Origin of the sequence: Staphylococcus casei, assembly GCF_030294405.1 — a bacterium.
GTDB lineage: Bacteria > Bacillota > Bacilli > Staphylococcales > Staphylococcaceae > Staphylococcus > Staphylococcus succinus.
The window spans coordinates 466977-490078 of the sequence record NZ_CP125718.1 but is presented as its reverse complement, the minus strand read 5'-3'; the positions used below and the strand labels follow the sequence as shown (position 1 = coordinate 490078).

20 protein-coding genes and 1 riboswitch are annotated in these 23102 nt (G+C 31.7%); of the genes, 6 read left to right on the top strand and 14 right to left on the bottom strand.

Features of this window, described 5'->3' with window-relative positions; genetic code table 11:
- Positions 1-18: 18 nt before the first annotated feature.
- Positions 19-1470, top strand: coding sequence for a glycoside hydrolase family 1 protein (locus QMO72_RS02130; protein ID WP_103267541.1), 1452 nt, complete (start codon positions 19-21; stop codon positions 1468-1470).
- A gap of 166 nt (positions 1471-1636) precedes the next feature.
- Here the strand turns inward: QMO72_RS02130 and QMO72_RS02125 are convergent, their stop codons facing one another.
- From QMO72_RS02125 to QMO72_RS02105, 5 genes are all read right to left on the bottom strand, one after another.
- Positions 1637-2296: an NAD(P)H-dependent oxidoreductase gene (locus QMO72_RS02125; RefSeq protein WP_103267542.1), complete on the bottom strand. Its 660-nt coding sequence runs from the start codon at positions 2294-2296 to the stop codon at positions 1637-1639.
- A 145-nt stretch (positions 2297-2441) separates the two neighbouring features.
- Positions 2442-3254, bottom strand: coding sequence for a Cof-type HAD-IIB family hydrolase (locus QMO72_RS02120; RefSeq protein WP_103267543.1), 813 nt, complete (start codon positions 3252-3254; stop codon positions 2442-2444).
- Positions 3255-3408: 154 nt separating this feature from the next.
- A complete protein-coding gene (locus tag QMO72_RS02115; RefSeq protein ID WP_103267544.1) occupies positions 3409-3939 on the bottom strand; it encodes an NAD(P)H-dependent oxidoreductase in 531 nt (176 codons plus the stop codon).
- Between the two features lie 126 nt (positions 3940-4065).
- Positions 4066-5598, bottom strand: coding sequence for a sodium:solute symporter family protein (locus QMO72_RS02110; RefSeq protein WP_103267545.1), 1533 nt, complete (start codon positions 5596-5598; stop codon positions 4066-4068).
- A 25-nt stretch (positions 5599-5623) separates the two neighbouring features.
- The gene (locus tag QMO72_RS02105) at positions 5624-6505 is read right to left on the bottom strand and encodes an N-acetylneuraminate lyase (RefSeq protein ID WP_103267546.1); all 882 of its coding nucleotides are present in this window, start codon (positions 6503-6505) and stop codon (positions 5624-5626) included.
- Between the two features lie 228 nt (positions 6506-6733).
- On the opposite strand from QMO72_RS02105, the gene QMO72_RS02100 reads away from it, so the two are divergent.
- Complete coding sequence (locus tag QMO72_RS02100; RefSeq protein ID WP_103267547.1) at positions 6734-7606, top strand: ROK family protein; 873 nt, start codon at positions 6734-6736, stop codon at positions 7604-7606.
- Positions 7607-7659: 53 nt separating this feature from the next.
- Here the strand turns inward: QMO72_RS02100 and QMO72_RS02095 are convergent, their stop codons facing one another.
- Positions 7660-8457 carry a MurR/RpiR family transcriptional regulator gene (locus QMO72_RS02095; RefSeq protein ID WP_103267548.1) on the bottom strand — a complete coding sequence of 266 codons (798 nt, stop codon included), beginning with the start codon at positions 8455-8457 and terminating at the stop codon, positions 7660-7662.
- 164 nt (positions 8458-8621) lie between these two features.
- On the opposite strand from QMO72_RS02095, the gene QMO72_RS02090 reads away from it, so the two are divergent.
- Positions 8622-9290 (top strand): N-acetylmannosamine-6-phosphate 2-epimerase, encoded by a 669-nt coding sequence (locus QMO72_RS02090; protein ID WP_069823036.1) that lies wholly within the window; start codon positions 8622-8624, stop codon positions 9288-9290.
- Between the two features lie 74 nt (positions 9291-9364).
- On the opposite strand, the gene srtA is transcribed toward QMO72_RS02090, so the two are convergent.
- Positions 9365-9958 carry a class A sortase SrtA gene (srtA, locus tag QMO72_RS02085; RefSeq protein ID WP_103267549.1) on the bottom strand — a complete coding sequence of 198 codons (594 nt, stop codon included), beginning with the start codon at positions 9956-9958 and terminating at the stop codon, positions 9365-9367.
- Between the two features lie 212 nt (positions 9959-10170).
- Here srtA and QMO72_RS02080 point away from each other — a divergent pair, with 212 nt between their 5' ends.
- Positions 10171-10668 (top strand): GNAT family N-acetyltransferase, encoded by a 498-nt coding sequence (locus QMO72_RS02080; RefSeq protein WP_103267550.1) that lies wholly within the window; start codon positions 10171-10173, stop codon positions 10666-10668.
- Positions 10669-10838: 170 nt separating this feature from the next.
- On the opposite strand, the gene thiC is transcribed toward QMO72_RS02080, so the two are convergent.
- The 3 genes from thiC to QMO72_RS02065 form a co-directional block, all read right to left on the bottom strand.
- On the bottom strand, positions 10839-12575 hold the full coding sequence (thiC, locus tag QMO72_RS02075; RefSeq protein ID WP_103267551.1) for a phosphomethylpyrimidine synthase ThiC: 1737 nt from the start codon (positions 12573-12575) through the stop codon (positions 10839-10841).
- A 97-nt stretch (positions 12576-12672) separates the two neighbouring features.
- A riboswitch (TPP riboswitch) is annotated at positions 12673-12776 on the bottom strand.
- 205 nt (positions 12777-12981) lie between these two features.
- Positions 12982-13881, bottom strand: a complete 900-nt coding sequence (locus QMO72_RS02070) for a phosphatase PAP2 family protein (protein WP_103267552.1) — start codon at positions 13879-13881, stop codon at positions 12982-12984.
- Between the two features lie 409 nt (positions 13882-14290).
- Positions 14291-14965 carry a haloacid dehalogenase type II gene (locus QMO72_RS02065; protein WP_103267553.1) on the bottom strand — a complete coding sequence of 225 codons (675 nt, stop codon included), beginning with the start codon at positions 14963-14965 and terminating at the stop codon, positions 14291-14293.
- Positions 14966-15160: 195 nt separating this feature from the next.
- Here QMO72_RS02065 and QMO72_RS02060 point away from each other — a divergent pair, with 195 nt between their 5' ends.
- A complete protein-coding gene (locus tag QMO72_RS02060) occupies positions 15161-15424 on the top strand; it encodes a hypothetical protein (protein WP_107553931.1) in 264 nt (87 codons plus the stop codon).
- A 727-nt stretch (positions 15425-16151) separates the two neighbouring features.
- Positions 16152-18245, top strand: coding sequence for a helix-turn-helix domain-containing protein (locus tag QMO72_RS02055; RefSeq protein ID WP_103267363.1), 2094 nt, complete (start codon positions 16152-16154; stop codon positions 18243-18245).
- Positions 18246-18263: 18 nt separating this feature from the next.
- On the opposite strand, the gene QMO72_RS02050 is transcribed toward QMO72_RS02055, so the two are convergent.
- The 4 genes from QMO72_RS02050 to QMO72_RS02035 form a co-directional block, all read right to left on the bottom strand.
- Positions 18264-19736, bottom strand: coding sequence for an ABC transporter ATP-binding protein (locus tag QMO72_RS02050; RefSeq protein ID WP_103267364.1), 1473 nt, complete (start codon positions 19734-19736; stop codon positions 18264-18266).
- A gap of 9 nt (positions 19737-19745) precedes the next feature.
- Entirely contained in the window at positions 19746-20465 is a 720-nt protein-coding gene (locus QMO72_RS02045) for an energy-coupling factor transporter transmembrane component T (RefSeq protein WP_103267365.1), read from the bottom strand.
- A gap of 1 nt (position 20466) precedes the next feature.
- Complete coding sequence (locus QMO72_RS02040; RefSeq protein WP_103267366.1) at positions 20467-21051, bottom strand: MptD family putative ECF transporter S component; 585 nt, start codon at positions 21049-21051, stop codon at positions 20467-20469.
- A gap of 189 nt (positions 21052-21240) precedes the next feature.
- Positions 21241-22965 (bottom strand): glycosyltransferase family 2 protein, encoded by a 1725-nt coding sequence (locus tag QMO72_RS02035; RefSeq protein ID WP_103267367.1) that lies wholly within the window; start codon positions 22963-22965, stop codon positions 21241-21243.
- Positions 22966-23102 lie beyond the last annotated feature (137 nt).

The window sequence follows — 23102 nt, the reverse complement described above, 5'->3', positions numbered from 1 at the left end:
TTAAGGAGGAATTCTTTTATGTTTATTAACAATGGATTTAAAGAAGATTTTTTATGGGGTGGTGCTACTGCTGCTAACCAAATAGAAGGTGCCTACAATAAAGATGGCAAGGGGATGTCTAGTGCAGATTTTGTGGAATTTATACCAAAGTCACAACGTACAGGTGACCACAACATGGATATGACTTCTGAGCATGTACAAAAAGTATTGTCTGATGATTATGATGGTCGTTTTCCTAAACGTGATGGTATAGATTTTTATTATACGTATAAAGAAGATATCAAACTTTTTGCAGAGTTAGGTTTTAAAGCATTTCGCATGTCTATTCACTGGTCTCGTATCTTCCCAAATGGCTATGACCTTGAACCTAATGAAGCGGGATTAGCATTTTACGACGATGTCTTTGACACTTTATTATCTTATAATATAGAGCCTGTGGTAACTTTAAGTCATTATGAAACACCTTTTGGATTAACTGAAAAATATAACGGCTGGGTCAATAGAGAAGTTATTAATCATTTTGTACGTTATACTGAAACGATGTTTAATCGCTACAAAGACAAAGTGAAGTATTGGATAACATTTAATGAGATTAACATTATTAATATCTCACCTTACACTGGGGGTGGCATTATTTCAGACAAAGAAGATAACCCAATTACTGCTTCGTACCAAGCATTACATCACCAATTCGTAGCCTCTGCCTTAGCAACTAAAAGTTTAAAACAAATTATTCCTCATGCGCAAATGGGATGTATGTTAGCACGTATGAAACATTATCCTTACACTTGTAATCCGGAAGATGTGCTTAAGGCTCAGCAAGAAGACCAAGCTAATTTACTTTACACTGATGTACAAGCAAAAGGTGAATATCCAAACTATTATCATAAATTCTTAGCAGACAATAATATTGATTTAGAAATTACTGACGCAGATTTAGCTATTATCAAACAATATCCAGTAGATTATATTTCATTTAGTTATTATATGTCACTGTTATCCTCAGTGACACCTGAAGGGGAAACAACAGGAGGTAATTTAATGAATAGTCTTAAAAACCCTTACCTAACCGCTTCAGATTGGGGATGGCAAATCGATCCTATTGGTCTAAGAATTGTATTAAATGAACTATGGGATAGATATCAAAAACCTTTATTCATTGTTGAAAATGGTTTAGGAGCTAAAGACGTTGTTGAAGATGGAAAAATCCATGATGATTATAGAATTGAGTATCTCCAACAACATATTTCTGAAGCTAAAAAGGCTATTGAAGACGGTGTTGATTTAATCGGCTACTTAGCGTGGGGCCCTATAGATTTAATTTCTATGTCAACAAGTGAGATGAGTAAACGCTATGGATTTATTTATGTCGACCAAGACGATTATGGAAATGGTAGTAAAAAACGATTCAAAAAGGATTCTTTTGATTGGTATAAAAAAGTTATTGAAACAAATGGGCATACACTATAAATATCAAAAGTTGAAGCGTATTGAAATATAGACTTATACTTTCCATTTAGTAGTTAAAATAACATAATCTGCCATATTAAAGCTAAAAGAGACCTATCAGTTTGTTTAATTCTGATAGGTCTCTTTTTAAGTTTAGAGTGTAGGTATCTCGTGCAGTTTAGCACTTTTATTCAAACCATTCCACAACATCTGACTGTGGTTGACGTATTTTAGCTTTAGGTTCAGTTTCTCTATAACCAAATGCGACCATTACAGAAGGTGCAAAATGTTCTCCGTCCATAATTCCTTCATCTATTAACAATTGGTTCACTGCATCTAAATCAAATCCTTCAATAGGACAAGAATCTATATTTAATAATGCTGCACTTGTCATCATGTTACCAAGTGCTATATATGTTTGTTTTCTAGCCCAATCTAATAATGTCCGTTCATTATCATTGATATGAAATCCGGTTTGGAAATTATCGAATTTTTCTTCTGTTGCTGGAATACTTTCTTCACTATATTGTTTAATATCGCGTAATAAATGTTGCACAAATGGTGATTTAGAAGTAACATTTTTTCGCGCTAAAATTACTACAAAGTGACTTGCAGTATCTAATTGTCCCTGCGCGCCCCAACTTATAGCTTTTAATTTTTCTCTAAGTGTTTTATTTTGTACAACAACAAATCTCCATGGTTCTAATCCGAGTGAGCTTGGAGACAGTCTCCCCGCTTCTAAAATTGTATTAAATTCATCTGAACTAATTTGTTTCGTTGCATCAAAACGTTTCGTTGCATGTCTAAAATTAAATGCCTCAATAATATGTTCTTGCATTTGTGTCATTGTTTATGCCCTACCTTTCATGATGGTTTATTTTATATTACTCAGTATAAGCTAAAGTTGATTTCTTATTAAAGTAATATGTTTATACCCCATTAGCATGGCTTAATAGCATTTATCGAAATCATACTGGATTGAAGATCTGTATCTATTCTTTGCGTATTGCTGTTAACACGTTTTCTTCAATCACTGTTAACACACCTTGCTCATCATTGGAAGGTGCAATATGATTTGCAATATCAAATAGTGATTTGTCATCACTGTTTTTCATAACATAGCTATGTTTAGCTAGTTGCAACATATCTAAATCATTATTTGCATCACCAAAAGCCATTAAGTTATCCCCTGTCATATCCCACTTGGTCAATAACCTCTGTAATGCATTCCCTTTCGTCATCCCAGGTATGATAAGATCGATACTATCGTGACCACTGGATACCAGTTTTACATTTTCACTAAAATAGTCATTTAAATCTTGGTCTAGCGTTGGGTGCGTGTGTCTATCAATATTCAATGCAATTTTTACGTATTCATCTTCTGGCAATTGTTGAAAGGAATCAATTTCTTCTAATTGATGATAATAAAAATGAGCAACTTCTTTAAACATCTCTGCGGTATCTTTTAAGATGTAAGCACTATTCAAACCACATACAATGAGATTATCGATGCCTCGTTCAATATTTAAATAGTCAATTACACTTTGATATTGTTTTCTATCAAACGCACAGTAATCATATAATGTATTTCCTTCATATATCACTGCGCCATTTTCAGCGACAAATAACATATCTCGTTGTCCAAAAATAGATTTTAATTTAGCATATTGGTTCCCACTTGCTGCTATAAATTTAATGTCTTGAGCTTTGAGTTTCTGAAAAATACTTTCAAATCTATCTTGATCATAATTTTTCTTTGAATCTAAAAACGTACCATCCATATCAACCGCAATCGCTTTTATCATATTGTCCCCTCAAATCTTCCAATTATTGTAATGTCTTTATTATATCTACTATCTCGCGCTATTCAAAGTAAATCTACTGCTTCAATTAAATTAAAGCATAAAAAATACCTTTGATCGCTTAAAGAAGCGTCAAAGGTATGCGTAGCGATATGCATTATTGTTCTAATTGTTTTATAAATTCCACATATGCTTCTGTATTATTTGTAAGTTGATTTGATGTAATAGTGAGTGCGCCATATAATTTATGAGAACCTACATAATTCGCTTTAACAAATCTAGATGTCGCAATCATTGGACTCAATAATTCATCAACCGTATACTTCACATTACCTTCCAATGTATATGATTCCGGTAACGCACCAATGGATACAGCAAGCGCAATACTTTTTCCTTTTAAAGCATTACCTTCAGAGCCATAGGCCCACCCATAAGTAAATACTTCATCTAAGTATTGTTTCAATAATGGAGGACTACTATACCAATATAAAGGATATTGAAACACGATATGATCATGTGCCTCTAATAACTTTTGTTCTTTCTCAACATCAATTTTACCATGAGGATATTCTGGATATAGTTCATGTACTGTTACTATATCTTCATGTTTTGATAACGCATCTCTCCATTGTTTATTGACTGTAGAACTTGTAATATCTGGATGTACAACAATCACTAATGTAGACAATTTTCATTTTCCTCTCTTTAATTCAAATTTAATAATTTTATATTAAACTTACTATGACTAAAAGAAAAATAATTTGCCTAAACGCTTACAGTCATTTTTCATACTAAATATAAATCAGCATTACTATTATTTTTCTCTTACATGTATTTTGGAAATGTAATTCGACTGTTCATTTTTATCAAAAATAGTTAATCCTTTGATGTCCTTTTTCTTTCCTGGTACTACTAAACTAATCAAGTAGGAAAAAATAAAAGCAACTGCAAATGAAATAATCGAAACAAAGAATGGTGAATTTCCACCACCTATACCGTTAAAAATATAAGCAAATACTACGCCAAATATCAGTCCCATAATTACGCCAAAGGTATTCGTACGTTTTGTAAATATGCCTACCGCAAATACACCTGCAAGTGGAACCCCAACTAGACCGGTAATAAGTAAGAATAAATCCCACAAATCATTAGAGTCCGAGGCGATAAGGTAAATAGACATACCAAAACCAATAATGCCTGATATAATAATCATCCATCTCGCAAAGCTCACTTCATGCTTCTCATTACCTTTACCAAAAAATCTATGTTTTATATCAATTGACAAACATGCAGAAATTGAATTTAAACTGGATGAAATCGTTGATTGTGCTGCTGCAAAAATTGCAGCAATTAACAGTCCAGCTACAAATGGTGGCATTTCTGTAAGAATAAAGTAAGGTACTACAGAAGACGTATTAAACCCTTTCGGCAATGTGCTTTCATGATTATAAAACGAATACATCATTGTGCCCATACCGTAAAATAAAGGTGCAGATATTAACGCTAAGGCACCATTCATCCATAATGATTTAGTCGTTTCTTTCAAAGAGTCTGAAGCTTGATAACGTTGTACTACATCTTGACTCGCGGTATATTGATGTAAATTATTAAAAATGTTACCTAAAAAAATAATTGGTATTGCAGCAGCGGCAGAGTTCAATTTCCAATTATCTACACTCACTATTTTTTTGTGCTCAATCGCATCACTGACAACTGTTCCCATACCACCTTGAATATGAATAACACCTAAGATAATAATGGCTGCAGCGCCACATAATAAAATAACACCTTGAATAAAGTCACTCCAAACGACACCTTCAAATCCACCCAAGAAGGTATACAATATACATAATATACCGACAAGACTCGCAACTAAAAAAGGATTCATGTCAGATACAGAGGTGATTGCCAATGTAGGTAAATAAATTACTATTGCAACGCGTCCTAAATGGAATAGTACAAAGAGCATTGACCCAATTACGCGCACGCTCGGTCCAAATCGTGCTTCTAAATACTCATATGCTGAAGTTACTTTTAACTTTTTGAAAAAAGGTACATAAAAATATATTAACAATGGAATAATCGCCACAATTGCGATATTACCAACGATATATGACCAATCTGTTAAAAATGCTTTTTCCGGCGTTGACATAAATGTAATGGCGCTTAGTGTCGTCGCATAGATAGAAAAACCTATCGCCCAAGAGGGTAACCGTCCTCCACCAGTAAAGAAGCTATAAGTATTTTGACTTGCACGTTTTGTAAAATAAACACCGACTAATAGCATTATTACGAGATATACAATCACAGCTACCCAGTTCCATAAACCAAATCCTATTTGTTGCATTCATTTCATCCCCTTATGCGATGTCTTATAAGTTATATTTTTTAATTAAAGCTTCTAATTGGCTTCGATTACTTTCATCAAAAGGTTTAAATGGACGTTTAGGTTGACCACCATCAATCCCACGTGAACTTAATATTTCTTTTAATGTTGGGTATATGCCCATAGCTAATATATTTTCAATAATGTCATTAGTATCATGTTGAATTTGATAAGCTTCCGCAATATCACCATTTTGAGCTTTGTCAAAAATCTGTCTTGCACGTTTTCCGTTCACATTATATGTCGATCCAATTGCACCATCCACACCAGATATCACTGCTTGAACTAACATTTCATCAAAACCAGAAAGTATTAATTTATTTGGAAAAGCATTTCGAATACGTTCAAGTAAAAAGAAATTAGGCGCTGTGTATTTCACACCAATCACTTTTTCATGGTTAAAGAGTTCTCCAAATTGTTCAATAGAAATATTTACTCCAGTTAAATCAGGTATTGCATATATAATAAGGTCATTTTGAGTAGCTTCAATTAACTCAAAATAATAATCTTTAATTTCTTCAAATGAAAAAGGATAATAAAATGGTGTAACTGCAGAAATCGCGTCATAACCTAATTCTGTAGCATATTTACCTAATTCTATTGCTTCATTCAAGTCTAGCGAACCAATTTGAGCGATCATTTTCACATCTTCACTAACGGCTTCCTTTGCTAGTTTAAATATTTGTTTCTTCTGTTCTTTATTTATTAAAAAATTTTCTCCGGAGCTCCCGTTTACATATAATCCATCTAAATGTTCATTTTCAATGGCATTTTGGGCAATTTGTTTTAGCCCCTCTTCTTTAACTTGACCTCGTTCATCAAATGGCACTAATAATGCTGCGTATAAACCTTTTAATGTATCTTCCATATAATAACCTCCATTTTTTAAGTCTCATGCCCATACTACTAGGCGTATAACTTCGTATATTTTTCATTTACAGTTCAAATTGTAAACGCTATCATAAAGAGTAGCAATAGATTTTTGAAAATAATAATCAAATTAATGTCATATCTATGAAAATATTTTTCATAGAACAACAGACATTTCCCTTTATGTATGTAATTAGTAATCAAAGAATCAAGGAGGCTGATTTAAGTGGAAAATTACAAAATAGCAATAGATATCGGGGGCACCGCGATTAAAGCTGCAGTTTTAGATGAATCACATCATTTCATAGATTATAAAAAAGTGCCTACGCCAAACAATATCAATCACTTTATCGTTGATGTCGTATATGACTTAGTAGAAACATACCAACAGCTATATAATATCAATCCTTTAAAAGTTGGTATTTCTAGCGCCGGTGTCATTGATGAGGTTCATGGCATAGTAGTTTATAGTGGGCCAACTATTCCTAACTTCAAAGGTACAAATTTTCATACGTTACTATCACCCTTAAGTGCTCAAGTGCATGTGTTTAACGATGTAAATGCTGCATTATTAGGTGAACTCGTTTTCCATAAATACGATCAGGAAAATATATTTTGTCTTACTTTAGGGACTGGTATTGGTGGCGCGTTTTATAATAATACGTTACAGCTATATAATGGGGAACGAAATAGGGCAAATGAAATAGGATATTTATTATATAAAATAGAAGATGGTACCACATTTGAACAACGTGCTTCCACTTCAGCACTTAAATCATTGATGCATGACTATACGTTTGCATATGGTGATGATGTACCTAAGTTATTCGAAGCAGCAAAATATCATGACCCTACAGCTCTAGCTATACTTAACCAATGGGGTAGCGATGTTGCAGAAGGTCTTGCTCAAATACAAATCCTGTATGATCCAGGGTTAATTCTGATTGGTGGTGGCGTATCGACTCAAGGTGAACAATTACTTAAATATATTACACCGAAAATCAATCAATTTTTACCATTACAATTTGGCCATGCACCTATTCAAACTGTACGTAGTGAAAATCATGCCGCTTTATTCGGTGCAGTGTCTAGATTTTAATATAACCTGTGAAATATTGATATTGGAATATCAATATTTCACAGGTTAATTTTTTATTCATTCAAAATAACATGTTTCGTTTTTTGATAAACAGCTTGCATATACTCATCGTCTAACAATAAATAACTTACGATATCAATTAAAAAAAGTGTAGCAATTTGAGTATTAATAAATCTGGAATCATTAATTCTAGATTGATCTGTTGTTATTAACACTAAATCTGCACATTGTGTTAAAGCACTACCCTCATAATTTGTAATTGCAATGACATATGCCCCTTGTTCATGTGCAATTTCTGCTGCTGCAATCAGCTCTGTAGTTTCACCACTATTCGAAATAGCTACAAACGTGTCAGATGCCGATAATAGAGACGCAAAAATTTTCATTTGATGGGCATCTGTTGAAACATTTCCTTTTAACCCCATACGCATCATCCGATAATAAAATTCTGTAGCCGATAAGCCAGAACTACCTAATCCCGCATAAATAATTTGTCGACTACGTATGATTTGGTTCACGAAACTCTGTATTTTATCATCTGCGATAAATTCGCCTGTTTGTTGTATAATATCTTGATGATATTTATGGATACGTTGTATAAGTGGACTATTTTCTATTTTTTTATCTGTCATTTCTTGTTGTAAATTGAATTTCAAATCTTGAAAATTCTCGTAATTCAATTTATTGCTAAAACGCGTAATCGTAGCTGGCGATGTTCCGATTGCATAAGCCAAAGAATTGATCGTTGAAAATGTATCATCAAAATCATTATTTTGAATATAATCTACAATTTGCTTATCCGTCTTGGTAAATACGTGATGATAGCGCTGTATTCGGTTTTCAAATTTCATTTAAGCCACCCTCTCAAAATAAGTATATCCAAAGTATAAATGAAAATGTTTTTCATAACAAACAAATGTATTGATTAATATTTTCTTGATGTTATATTGAAATTACCTGCCAAATATAATTAAATTTATTTTTTAAAATTACTAAAGTTATGGAGTGTGTAATTATGTTACCAAAGGGATTAATTGTTTCTTGCCAAGCCTTATCTGATGAGCCATTACATTCATCATTTATCATGTCAAAAATGGCCCTCGCAGCATATGAAGGTGGCGCAGTTGGTATTAGAGCAAATTCGAAAGAAGATATTATCGCAATCAAAAAAGAAATAGATTTGCCTGTTATTGGTATTGTTAAACGAGATTATGCTGGATCTAATGTCTTTATTACTGCCACACGTCAAGAAATTGATGAACTTATTACAAGTCAGTGTGAAGTTATTGCCCTAGATGCTACAATGCAAACGCGTCCCAAAGAATCACTTCAAGATCTTGTTGCTTATTTACGAGAAACTGCACCGAATATTGAGCTAATGGCTGATATTTCTACAGTGGAAGAAGCACAATATGCTGATAAACTCGGATTTGATTATATTGGAACGACTTTACGAGGTTATACACCATATACACAAGGTCATATTTTATTCGAAAATGACTTCCAATTTCTTAAAGATGTGCTCAATCATGTAAATGCCAAAGTCATTGCTGAAGGTAATGTGATGACACCTGAAATGTTAAAACAAGTCACAGATCTCGGTGTTCATTGCACAGTAGTAGGTGGCGCAATTACACGTCCTAAGGAAATTACTAAGCGCTTTATACAAGCTATGAATCAATAAACAGGTAAAAGACCGTGAACATGCGTTGTGTAAATAATTACTCAAACAATGATGTTATTACGGTCTTCATTGATTTATATCGCTTTCGCTATAAATATTTTACGTTTTTCCCATTCACCTGTTTGTTCATTGTAGTTGTCACATGTTATTAAAGTTAATTGTTTAGTAGGAGTATCTTGTTCATCTAGTACTTGTACATCATCTGGTTGTACATCAAATACTTTAGTAATCTTATAAGTGCGTTTTTCATTTCCTACATTGAAATAAACTTTACTGCCTTTATGTGCTTTAGGTAAACTTGAAAATTGATAATCAGAAGATCCTTTAACTGTATGTCCTGCAATCGCAATATTTTGGTCCTTTAGTGACTCATTTCCTTCAGCAAAACTAACCCCTCTATCAAGTTGATTCGGCGTAGCAGGACCAGGATAAACCGGCGTCTTTATATCAGCATCTGGTACCGAAATATAGCCAACCATTTTTGTTTTATCTTTAGGTATAGTGGTGGATGTATGATGTCGTTGTTTATGTTCGTATTTTTCAATTTTTTCCTCGTTATCTTTGGCAGCAAAATAGTGTTGAATGTACGGTCTAGCAAACATATAAACAGCAGCTAATATGAGTAATATGCCAACAGTTGTAATGAGTCGGTTGCCCCATTTTTTCATGCTCTAATACCTCCCTTTACACTTACATTTATCATTTTAAGTATAGCACAATACTTTATCATATATATTTATATTTATCATACCTTATCGTGATATTTTCGTGAATTTTATTACAATAAATTGCACCTTAATCAAAATAAGTGTTAAATATAAATAAATAGAAATAATTGTAATTACATTACCTAAAATAATCTAAAAAGGATGCGCTGCTTATGATACGTCATGCTACTAAAACAGATTTACCAAATATATTAGATATCTATAATGATGCAATCTTAAATACCACTGCAGTATATACCTACAATCCACAAACTATTGAAGCACGTGAAGAATGGTTTGAAAAAAAGGCAAATAATCATGAACCTGTACTCGTATATGAAGAACAAGGGGAAGCAATCGCATTTGCAACTTATGGGTCTTTTCGTGATTGGCCAGCCTATCAATATTCTATTGAACATTCTATTTATGTAAATAAGCACCATAGAGGTAAAGGTATTGCTTCTCTATTACTTGCTGAAATTATTCAAACTGCACGTGATAATGGATATAAAACATTAGTAGCTGGTATTGATGCAACGAATGATTATAGTATCTACCTACATAAAAAGTTTAAATTCACCCATTCAGGCACAATTCATAATGTAGGCTATAAATTTGATAAATGGTTAGACTTAGCTTTCTATCAACTCGACTTAAGTAACAACGATTAAATCGCTCATTTAAGGTGACTTTTATTGCACAAATATTGTATTTAAAGATAGTGACACAGATTAACTCAAAATTTCAGATAATGATTGAAGAAAGCATACAAAAAAACTGCCACAAAGTCGAAACCTTGTTGGCAGTCTGAAATTAAACATTATATGCTGTGACTCTATATTTAATGGTATATTTTACTACCTTCAGACACAAATTCTTCTGATTTTTGTTTCAATCCTTCTGCCTTCAATTCAGGGTTTTTTCGTAAGTCATGAGAGATACGCATTGAACAGAATTTCGGCCCACACATACTACAAAAATGCGCAACTTTTGCAGATTCTGCCGGTAACGTCTCATCGTGAAATGATCTCGCTTTATCCGGATCTAAAGAAAGGTTGAATTGGTCATACCATCTAAATTCAAAACGTGCCCTACTAATCTCATCGTCTCTTTTTTGGGCACCTTTCATACCTTTTGCTAAATCAGCTGCATGTGCCGCTATCTTGTATGTGACTACCCCTTCTCTTACATCATCTTTGTTAGGCAACCCTAGATGTTCTTTAGGTGTAACATAACACAACATCGCAGTGCCATAACTCGCAATTTGTGCGGCTCCTATCGCAGAAGTAATATGATCATAAGCTGGGGCAATATCTGTTGTAAGCGGTCCTAAAGTATAAAATGGTGCTTCTTGACAATAAAAATCCTCAAGCTCCTGATTTTCTTTGATTTTATGCATTGGCACATGACCAGGGCCTTCAACCATCACTTGAACATCATACTTCCATGCAATAGCTGTAAGTTCTCCTAATGTTTTTAATTCCAAGATTTGGCTTTCGTCATTTGCATCATAAATTGATCCAGGTCGTAAACCATCGCCTAAAGACACTGCAATATTATATTCTCTTAAAATTTCACAAATTTCGCTAAAATGCGTATATAAGAAACTTTCTTCATGATGCGCTAAACACCATTGCGCCATAATTGAACCACCTCGTGAAACAATACCGGTTAAACGACTCACTGTAGTTGGTACATATCTTAATAATACGCCTGCATGAATCGTAAAATAGTCTACACCTTGTTCAGCTTGTTCAATTAACGTATCTCTATAAATTTCCCAAGTAAGATCTTGTGCGTTACCATCTACTTTTTCTAATGCTTGATAGATTGGAACTGTCCCAACTGGAACTGGAGAATTACGCAATAAAAACTCACGTGTTGCGTGAATATTTTTACCAGTTGAGAGATCCATAATTGTGTCAGCACCCCAGTGAATTGACCATACTAATTTTTCTATTTCTGCTTCTATCGAAGAACTCACTGCTGAATTCCCGATATTAGCATTAATTTTCACTTGAAAGTTTTTCCCGATAATCATTGGCTCTGATTCTGGATGATTGATATTATTAGGAATAATCGCACGTCCACGTGCAATTTCAGAACGTACATACTCAGCTGATACATCTTCTCTTGTTGCAATAAATTTCATTTCTTTTGTAATGATACCTTGTCTGGCATAATGCATTTGTGTCACATTTTTTCCAGGTTTTGCTTTACGTGGTTTATATTTAAAAGGTGTTTCTACGAATTTTTTATGGTTATCTTTTTTAAAACCATTATCCAATGAAACGACTTTGCGTCCTTCATAAAATTTCGTATCGTCACGTTCTTCAATCCACTTGCCTCTTAATTGTGGTATACCTTTTTGAACATTCACTTCATAATCATGATCATGATAAGGTCCAGCAGTATCATAAACAACTACTGATTCATTAGGCGTTGTGCCTTGCTCTGTGACAGTCGGTGATAGTTCTATTGATCTAAAAGGCACTTGAATATCTCGTTCTTCACCGCTAATCCATAATCGTTGACTAGATGGAAATTGTTTCTTTAATTCAATTTTATCTTGTTCCATAAAAAAACTCCTTAGCATGTATTATTGCTAGGAGACCTGGTCAGAAATCGCATATATAGTGAAGTTAAACAACAAACAGCATCAAATTACATTTTGAAACTGCTTTGTTATGCTTCCCTACGCTGGTATTAACCAGATCAGGTTCAAAGGGTTGAGACTAACGTCTCTTTCAGCTATTGAAAAGCACCCCTAGCAATTGATATTAAATTCTGTTTTAAACTTAACACTAATCATTTTTAATTACAAATAAATTTATAAAAAATATTCATATTCTTTTTCGAGAATTTATCATATTTTTTCACTTTCTAATTTATCAGTACGCTAAACCATGTAAAAAAGCCAGAAGATATATAGTACTTCAATATCCTCTAGCTTAAACTTATTTTGAATATATTAATTTCAAGTATTACATTTTGTACGTATTCAACTTATTAATCATATAATCTGCTGCAATCATTAACATAAAAATTAACATAAATGACATCGTAACGTCCCCTAAAAAATGTGCACCAATACGTAAACGACTGAGACACATAATAATTGTATACGCCAATCCAATATTAAATACCATTTTTTGGGATTTTAACTTTTTAAAATAAAAGGCAATAAACATAAAATATGCCGCATCAGTCGTATGTCCTGAAGGAAAAGAACTATGTCCAGTATTACCATTTACTGTTAACCAATTTGTAAAATGCGCTCCATGATTGCCAATTTCATATGGTCTTGCACGTCCCCATAATTCTTTTAAACTATCAATAGTTTCTAATCCAACAAGTAATACAAAAAAACTAACTAGTGCTACTTTAAACAACCTTTCTATTTCATTTTGATCTATACGTTTTAACCAAAATTGATAGACAACTATTATGATAATAAGCAAAATAATAAATGTAATTAAGTACCCTGAACCTATAGATAATGCACTTCCTGCATCACCTTCATTACTAGCCACACCTATCGGTTTATGCTTATTAATATTATCTAAACTTGACGCGACATATTGCACTGTTTCTGACAGAAGTGAATTTGTTTTTATTAACGTATAAATAAATGTCATCATTAGAATGATATATTTAGCTAACTTGCTATGTAATCTTGAAAATGTATAAAAATTTAAAATAATCATTGAAATAATTAATATTAATGTAGGCGGAAATAACCCTAAATCTTGAAATATTGTTCCAAATACAGAATTCTGATTCATAAAGCATTGTGAAACAGGTAAGTCAATACATAAAGCCAATAGTAAAATGATACTAAGTATGACTAGAATGATTGTCGCTAATCTTTTCGAAATAACCATATATCCTCCAGACTTCAAATAACTAAAACTTTAAAAATATTTTTATTTATTTGAATTAAAATTATTTTCCAACTCATCATTACCCTTAATACGAACAAATATGTTTAAAATTTAAATATTATATACTACTTTATCGTTATTCGTATTTATTAATGTAGTAATATCAGCAATTTAAGCCTGAATTTCATCATTATGCATTTTACTCATTTTTAGTTAATGTGACAGTACTGTAAGGTCACAAATCTCCTATAAAGTGATATATTAAATGAGTAGCGAAAATTATTTTCATAAAAAGTTCTTCATATGCTGAGTTATACTCAGTCAGACATAAAACGACAGACCTCTATAATATGAGATCTGTCGTTTTACTTTGTTTACTATGCACTATAATATAAATATTCTTTTAGCATTATTTATTCATTTCCAACCACTTTACCATTTCATTAAGATTGTTCACCGTAATCGTAGGTTGCTGTCCATTTTCATCAAACACTTCATTTTTTCGGTTTACCCAGACCGTATTAAATCCAAAATTAGCCGCACCTGTAACATCCCATGTGTTCGATGATACGAATAAAATATCCTCACGCTTTAATTTATAATATTCTAAAACGAGTGCATAGCTGGCAGGACTCGGTTTATATTGCTTAATTTCATCCACACTAATCACGGTATCGATATATTCAGCTATTTTTGAATTATCAACTAACGGCATGAGCATATTATCGCTACCATTTGAAAGCACACCCACATCTATATTCTTTGTTTTTATATCTGATAATGCTCTAGGGATTTCATTAAAATAGGTTAAATCTAAATATGCTTCAAATAATCTATTAACATCATCGCGATTATATTGAATTTCATGAACATCTAAAGCGTAACGTAATGTCTCTTTAGTCAATTCATCAAATGAAATGTAACGTTGCATTGCTTGCCTTAAAAACATGTGCCTCATTTGCGTCTCTCTCCATAATTTTGCAATAGAGGTCGCTAAATCATCATCAAAATCCGGCATATTATTTTTTAGAGACGATATATCAAAAATTGTGCCATATACATCAAAGATTATAGCTTTATACATATTAACCCTCCCTCTTACAAATAAAAAATCAAACTTACTTACTCTTATACACTTTCACAATAATTTAAAACAGGTTCCACTATATTTTCAGCATTTTTTTATGAAGCACTTTGTAAATTTTTTGTAAATTTACAAATTTCAACATTAATATTCTTAAAATCGGATATAGAAAAGTAAGAGAGGAGGCTGGTTGTTATGAGAAAATTATTTACACATGATTTATTCAATCTCTTTTTCATCGCGTTCTTTTATATGTTATTGATTACTTTAACACTATTTGTATTTGATATTTTTGAAGTGAAAACAACCGGTTCTGTATTTTTAGAAACTTTAAGTTCAATTACTATTTTTAAAATTTTTAACAACACTTTATTCAACGGTTTATTCACTTTATTTTTAATCATTTCATTCGTACTTGTCGTTTATAAATCTCTAGACCTTTATATAAAAAAAAGATAGCACTTTTAAAAATTAATTTTATCATTTAGAGATATTCACAACTTTTTGCAGTTCTTTATAACCTACTTTAAGTTGTATGAATTATAATTTAAATAAAAATTATATTTTAACATTACAATGCAGGTTATATAATATTCTTAGAGAATGCTTTTGTGTTTTATATCGATTCTATCAATGTGCCATCTATCATCATAGTTATATTCCATTCCCAGAATTAAACTTTATGCACCCATTAAAATACATGATATAAAACCGCATTCTTATCAAATTCAAGCTTATACACAAGCTTATTTGAAAAAAAGAGATCTAAAATCGCTTTCAGGCAGTGATTTTAGATCTCTTTCAATATTCGTACGTTTATTCATTTATGTAATTTTTTAAACTACCCACTCTCAAGTTATACTTCGTAACACAATATAACCATTAGCCACTCATAAATTTAAATGTTCTTTCCATATGAAAACTATTTTTCATATATTTAACCGAATACTTTCTCTTACAACTATTCCTTTAACTCACTTTGAGTAAATTTATTAATCAAAACTATATTTTTTTTACTACGCTCTCTTTAATAAGTTAAAAATTATCTTTCCAACTCCTAATTATTAATTCTAAATATGTCTTTATTACTCTTTGTCAATATCCATTCATTTTTAAGGGCTTACAGTTGTAAAATAGTTTTATTACTTATTAATAATAGTACCATTTGAGGTCAAAGGTGATATTTGTGATTAGTTCTATCTCTATAAGAAACCATTACTCAACTGAATTAGCACGATGTATAAATGAAACCATAATATTAATACCGTTAGGAGATCCCTGCAAATTATTTTTAAATGGGACTGTTGTTACCATAGAGGACGGCATAATCATTAATAATGCAGACTTATATCAATTGTTAGATGTTCATAATCTGATTGAAATAAAAATACCGTTACCTTTATTTATGACAAGAGATACTTACCTAGTCAATGCTTATTTTGACTTTAACCATATTAAACATATAGATCAATTTAAAAATATTATTTTACAAGAATTACACAAAGATTTTTCTAAAGAAGCGCATCTCACTTCCTATATTTCTAAAATAATAGATTATTTAATAAAGGAAGCGAAGGTGCCTTTGCAGGATATATATTTGCCTGAACTACATACAAAACATCCTTTATTAAATAAAATCATTCAATATATACATAAAAATATCTTTGGAACACTCACGACCCAACAAATTTCTAAGGCGTTTTATATATCTCAATCTTATATTTCTATTCTATTTACAAAAGTATTGAATATAAATTTTAAATATTATACTACTTCCTTAAAAATAGCTTTATCTTTGTATGACTTAGCACAAGACAATAAAAATATTTATGATGTTGCGGCTAAATATAGTTTTAAAAATGTTAGCACATATACAAAGCATTTTAAATACTATGTTAATATGCCACCTAAGCGATATATCTATCTCTTTAGATGCGGAGAGTTTGATATTCCTTATCAGCCTATAACTGATCATATAGTTTTGTCCAAACATATCTCTGAATTTTATAAACATACGACTTCTCATAATAAAGCTGTTAACGATATAGATTTAACTCACATTAAATATAACCATTATTTTGAAGACCCTTATATCGTCATTGAGTTAGAAAACATGTACGATTTATTAAATTTCAAGAGAAATAATATAGAAAGTATAATCTATTCACAATTTTCAAAAATAATCTTACTCATTAAAAACACAGACTTTGATTTTATAAATAACCTAGCAATGCAAAAACTATTTAATACAATTGAATTTCTAACACGCAAACATTGCCATTTAACATTTAAAATCACTAATTTGTCTTCATTCCAATCGTTCAACTATTATATATTACAAGCATTTAATGCATCATTATCTTATGTACAATGTTTAAATAGTATGTCCCTGCTATTTGAACTTACATCTCATAATACCAATAAGACGAAGTACTTAGTTAAACGTCTACAAAAACAATATTCTAATTTAAAATTAGGCATTTGTGTAGACGATATCATCCTCACTAAATTAACTTTAAGTGACATGATTACAACCATCACTGCTTTCGATATTGATTATTATTATATTAATCTTGATTTTATTGAACTAGGAACACAATTAAAACAAAAATCAAAACAAAATAACGATGAATACAATTTAAGAGAAACAATCATACTATTTATTAATCGCATGACTCACGCCTATTCAAAAAAATTAATTTTCAATAATATTACGCATCACGCATTAAGACGCTACTTCAATAATTTTAATTGCGAAAGTCACATACTTTTACTACATTTACTAATTGATTTAAATCAAAAAATTGGTGGTCTGGGCTATCCTTATTATTCAAATGATAAGGATAGACTCATGCTTATTGGAAGTCATCAAAGTACAATGCCAATTGTACATATTTATAATTTATTACAACCATTTATCAATCAACATGTCATGTTACATTCCTGTGGTATGGTAAGTAAAATAAATCACCACTATCATTTATTATTATTTACTAATCTCATCAAGGGCCCTAGGCAATCATCTATAATTGTTAACATTTATCACCCTTATTCTAAGGATTTCCCAATATTCACACGCCTGCTGAATCAAAACCATGGCATTATAACGAATATGATTTCAGCTGATTTAAATTTAAATTCTATTGAGCCTTCGCTGTTAACGCAAATCAATAAGGCAAATCATCCATTAGCTAAATTAAGCTTACATGATCATAATCAAGCTATTACATATGCCCTTTCTAATTCATCTATACAATATGTGGTTATTCCACCAAATTAACCACAGAAGCCCCAGATATTATTCATCTGAGGGCTTCTCTATTTCAAAGAATGTTTGCAATTTTTCTAAGTTATCTTCATCTAGTCTATACTGTGATAAAACAGAACCTGCTTCTAATTGTAATACTTCATCTGCACATGATAGTAATAACTCATAATCATGAGTTATTACTATTATTGTATGCCCTTGTTGCGCTAAATCATTAATAATTTCGCTCATTTCTCTCATTCTTTTACCATCTAGGCCACTTGATGGTTCATCAAATATTAGAACGTCTCTTTTAGTTTCCACAGCGCTAGCAATAGCTAAACGCTGTTTTTCGCCACCTGAAAGTGCTAATGGATGCCGCTCAATATGACTGGCTATACCATATCTCGTTAAACATGATTTAATTGCTGCATCACTCAATTGATCATTACTTAATCTTAGTTCTTCTTCTACATTTTCTGCAAACAACTGATTATTAACATCTTGAAAAACCATATATACATGATTTAATCTCTGGTTTCGAGTTAATATACTATCTCCATTATTTACTTTGCCTTTAAATTTACGTTCAAGTCCTGTTAAGCAACGTGCAAACGTAGATTTTCCAGAACCATTGTAACCAATTAAGGCTGTCACTTCACCTTTAGGTAAACTTAGCTTATCGATATTCAAAGCAAGTGGTTGTTTCGATTTATATCTGAAATAAAATTCATGTAAGTTTAGATACGCGGTACTTTTACTTTTAACGCGTTTGGGTTTCATGTGAGTGAGATGTGTGTGCCTCAAACCTAACGCAGTCAATATCTCAGGTGACAATGCATTAAAAGCGTAATTATCATAGCTTTTTTTTATGGTTCCTTGCGCCATGACGATAAAACGATCTACTACATCTATTAAATAGTGTAAGCGATGCTCTGCAATTACTATAGTCTTTCCTGTGCTTTTCCAAAGTTCAATCATACTTTTTAATCTAGTAATCGTCTTAAAATCTAAGTTAGATGAGGGTTCGTCAAGTATGATCAACGCATGTCCAGAAACTTGAATTGCCGTGCATGCAATAAGTTGCTTTTCTCCTCCTGAAAGACTAAAAATACCTCTATCCAGTAAATGTTCGAGATTAAATTGATATGCGCTATATCCAATATCTGCTTTTATTTGCGTAGGATTAACGCCATAATTCTCAGATTCAAAAGCAAGTTCACTGGTTGTGTTCAAGCAAAAAAACTGAGATCTAGGATTCTGAAATACAGACCCACTTTCTTTAGAAATATCATAGATAGATTGGTCTTTCATATCTTTATTATTGATTATTATTTCACCTTCAATATGCCCCTTAAAAAAATGAGGTATTGCTCCATTTAGTATGCGCGTCAATGTCGTTTTACCACAGCCTGAAGCACCTGTTAAACAAATCACTTCCCCTTTATTTACAGTAAGATTTATACCGTTCAGTGCTTGTTGCTCATTTTCATAATTAAACGATAATCCTTTTATTTCAATCATTTTTTAACCTCACAATAGATAATAAGCAATGCATAATAATAGTCCTATACCTAAAAACAACCAATCCAACCAACGTACCTTTAACTTTATGATAGCTGTTCTTCTATGCGTTAAATTCAAGCCACGCGTCATTGCAGCAACAGTCAATTCATTGCCTATTTTCACAACACTACTTAACATCGGTACAATACGATATTCGATGTATTGAATTGGTTTTTTTAAAGCAAATCGCAATGAGATACCTCTCATTTTCATAGCATCTCTAATTAAAGCTGATTCCACCTTAATTGTCGGTATGAATCTAAACATCACTGATATAGGTATCGTAATCTGTCTAGGTAGCTTCAAACTTTCCAATCCAACGATGAGCACTTCTACTTGTGTAGTCTTTAAAATATAATATCCCATAACGATTGCCGGTAAAAAGCGCGTAACTATACCTGAAGGGATAAATATTAATAATGTTGCAAATTGACTCTGACCAAGTGTAATGAATGCTTCTCCATACCAAGCACAAGTAATAAGTACAAGTGCTGCTACACCTTTTACATATTTACCTATCATCAATATTAATACGACTGGTATCAACATAATTAATAACCTAATAATAGCTTGATTACCAGTCACACTGCCGGTCAATGAGATAAGCGATACAATAATCATAAGTGCTAACTTTATTCTCGGATCCAGATTATATAATTTATCTTGCTTTATTATATGATTATGCATATTAAATCATACCTGCACGTTTAAAATGCTTTTTCAATACACCTTTTGCAATATATGCACCTAGCCATGCTCCCATAATTGTTGTAATAATGATTACAGGAATCATTCCAAATGAAAATAATCCTGCTACTGTCGCCTCATAATCTGCACCATATTTTTCTTGAATAAATGATAAATATGAAGTTCTCATAAAGTAAAATGGCAATAAATTACCAATAGACCAAAATGAAAATACAATATAACCTACAATGTTATATTTCCAACTTTTATAGCGTCCAACAGACATGATAACATCTGCAATAATTATTATTGGAACACTAAGGATCAATGCTATCCATGGATGTCCCATGATTGCTAATATTAAACTAACCACTATTCCACATATGGTGAGCGCTCCAAATTTTTGAGTTTTACTAAGTAGTAACATTATCGGTATAGCGCCTATCAAACCTATCATTGCTGGAAGTAACACCATAAAAATAGGTATAATACCTAAAATACCTGGTGGTGCTATAAAAATGAAATAGACAGCCGTAAACAATCCAATATTTATTAAGTCTTTAACATCAATCTTATTATTCTTCATCGATAACTCCTTTTAGCATCAATCACTATTTGCCCCTTCAACATCAAACACTATTACAAATATGTAATTAACGATTGTACTCTACATATTCCCACGATACTATAATTGAAAACGATTATCAATAACAGCACGCTGTATATGAAAGAAAGTGATCTAATATATCATTAGACCACTTTCTATTATATACAATTAATATTTTAAAACTAAGTGAGGTGTTTCGATACGAAAGTCTTTTTTTAATTCACTTGCTTTTATCTTATTTAAAAGTGTCAATTTATATATCATCCATTTTGCATCCTTAACTGTAGTTAGATAGCCATATGTAAAATCACTTCCTAACATAAGTGCTGTCATACCTTCAGATATTAAATAATTAAATTCTAAGCTCCGTAACTGCATCGTATTTTTGTCCACAGCCTTCACTTCTATCATATCGTTCAACCTATTTTGTGTTACATAAAATGATAAATTATCATAGTCCTTTGTAAAATAAGGTGTAAAACGATAGTAGTGGTTCCCATTTTGCGTGATTGTACTTGTCTCTGCATCATAAGGATATGCTTTACGTTTATTACCAATACGCTTTTCAATCGTCATATTATCAATACGCATTTCTAAAAATATATCCCACACTTTTTCTTTAATTAAATATGGCATAATATCGTCCATAGTCACTCCAAATTTAAAGCGTGTTTGATCATTAACTGCTAAAGGTATATAAATCATTTCTTTCTTATTTCGTGAAACCAGTTTTAATTGAATCATAGTAGCTACCTGATTGGGGTTTATAATTGATTTTAAAAACTCTACTTCTAAATTAAAGCCTTTATCATTAAAATTAAACTGTGTAAGCATTAAATCAGGTTTAGTAACTTGTTGAAATTTAAAAAAGGGCTCATCTTTATCAAATTGAATTTCTAATCCTTCTTGATACGCATTAAAATCATAAAATCTACCATTCTTATAGCTTTCTTCGACCATTTGATAATGGTTCATATCCTTCTTACGTGCATAATACAGTAATGGTTTTAATCCATCTTTTAATAATGCATCCACGCGTGAAGGTACTTTTAGAATGAAATCACCTAAGGCATCCATCCATTCTTGCTTTTTATCATCTGCTATTTTTAACGAAAAGTTGTTTGTTCTTGAGAAAGAAAAATGTCTATCAATGAAATATGCTAATACTTCATCTTTATTATCTAACGTACTATTTATGATTTCTTCAGTAATTAATGACATAACTTGATAAAAATCTTTGGGTGAGACATAAGCTGAACTCATATGTTCCCCTTCACGTTTTGTTGCATAATAATATGGTTTATCACAAAGTACTGCTATTTTTTGAGCATTTATATATGCTTTCATAGTAAATAATTGATCTTCCGCACTTTTCAAATCTTCTGGGAATATGATGCTATGCTTTTTTAGAAGTGATGTTCTATAAAACTTTGTAGGACTCAATGTGTACATAATTCTAGAATTTGAAAGTGTCACAGAATCACTAGTGCTTTGGAACATTGATTTTGGTACTCCACGACCATTGACGCCTTCCATTTTCACTAAGACTACATCAGCATTATTATTGTCCACAAAACCTGCTACATCTTTTAAAGTATCTGGGTTAATGTAATCGTCAGAATCTACAAAGAATACATATTCCCCTTGGGCAATTTGTAATGCTGTATTTCTTGGTTTACCTGGTCCACCTGAATTAAATTCAAGCTGCTTTACAACCAAATTCATTGTGTTCTTAAAGGGTTCTACGATTTTCAATGTGTTATCTGTAGAGCAATCATCAACAAGTATCACTTCAAAATCCTTTTTATTAAACGTTTGTTGTTGAAGGCTTTGCATAAGTTCTTTGATATATGCTTCTGAATTATAACTCGGTACTATAATTGAAAATTTCATTATTAACCTCACCTCGTAAAAAAGTGAGTGCCGTTACAAAGACATATACTTCGCTCAATAAAGATATTAGACAATCCGTCACTTGTCAGTTAGCAATAGTGCTGTTCAATCTTTATATACTCCGAGTCTATATTTCA

Bases quoted from the DNA above. Each gene is read 5' to 3' on its own strand.
- QMO72_RS02065 (WP_103267553.1), bottom strand. From the start codon at position 14,965: ATGTATAAAGCTATAATCTTTGATGTATATGGCACAATTTTTGATATA.
- srtA (WP_103267549.1), bottom strand. From the start codon at position 9,958: ATGAAAAAATGGGGCAACCGACTCATTACAACTGTTGGCATATTACTC.
- QMO72_RS02125 (WP_103267542.1), bottom strand. From the start codon at position 2,296: ATGACACAAATGCAAGAACATATTATTGAGGCATTTAATTTTAGACAT.
- QMO72_RS02035 (WP_103267367.1), bottom strand. From the start codon at position 22,965: ATGAAATTTTCAATTATAGTACCGAGTTATAATTCAGAAGCATATATC.
- thiC (WP_103267551.1), bottom strand. From the start codon at position 12,575: ATGGAACAAGATAAAATTGAATTAAAGAAACAATTTCCATCTAGTCAA.
- QMO72_RS02080 (WP_103267550.1), top strand. From the start codon at position 10,171: ATGATACGTCATGCTACTAAAACAGATTTACCAAATATATTAGATATC.
- QMO72_RS02045 (WP_103267365.1), bottom strand. From the start codon at position 20,465: ATGCATAATCATATAATAAAGCAAGATAAATTATATAATCTGGATCCG.
- QMO72_RS02040 (WP_103267366.1), bottom strand. From the start codon at position 21,051: ATGAAGAATAATAAGATTGATGTTAAAGACTTAATAAATATTGGATTG.
- QMO72_RS02070 (WP_103267552.1), bottom strand. From the start codon at position 13,881: ATGGTTATTTCGAAAAGATTAGCGACAATCATTCTAGTCATACTTAGT.
- QMO72_RS02090 (WP_069823036.1), top strand. From the start codon at position 8,622: ATGTTACCAAAGGGATTAATTGTTTCTTGCCAAGCCTTATCTGATGAG.
- QMO72_RS02130 (WP_103267541.1), top strand. From the start codon at position 19: ATGTTTATTAACAATGGATTTAAAGAAGATTTTTTATGGGGTGGTGCT.
- QMO72_RS02105 (WP_103267546.1), bottom strand. From the start codon at position 6,505: ATGGAAGATACATTAAAAGGTTTATACGCAGCATTATTAGTGCCATTT.
- QMO72_RS02060 (WP_107553931.1), top strand. From the start codon at position 15,161: ATGAGAAAATTATTTACACATGATTTATTCAATCTCTTTTTCATCGCG.
- QMO72_RS02110 (WP_103267545.1), bottom strand. From the start codon at position 5,598: ATGCAACAAATAGGATTTGGTTTATGGAACTGGGTAGCTGTGATTGTA.
- QMO72_RS02095 (WP_103267548.1), bottom strand. From the start codon at position 8,457: ATGAAATTTGAAAACCGAATACAGCGCTATCATCACGTATTTACCAAG.
- QMO72_RS02050 (WP_103267364.1), bottom strand. From the start codon at position 19,736: ATGATTGAAATAAAAGGATTATCGTTTAATTATGAAAATGAGCAACAA.
- QMO72_RS02120 (WP_103267543.1), bottom strand. From the start codon at position 3,254: ATGATAAAAGCGATTGCGGTTGATATGGATGGTACGTTTTTAGATTCA.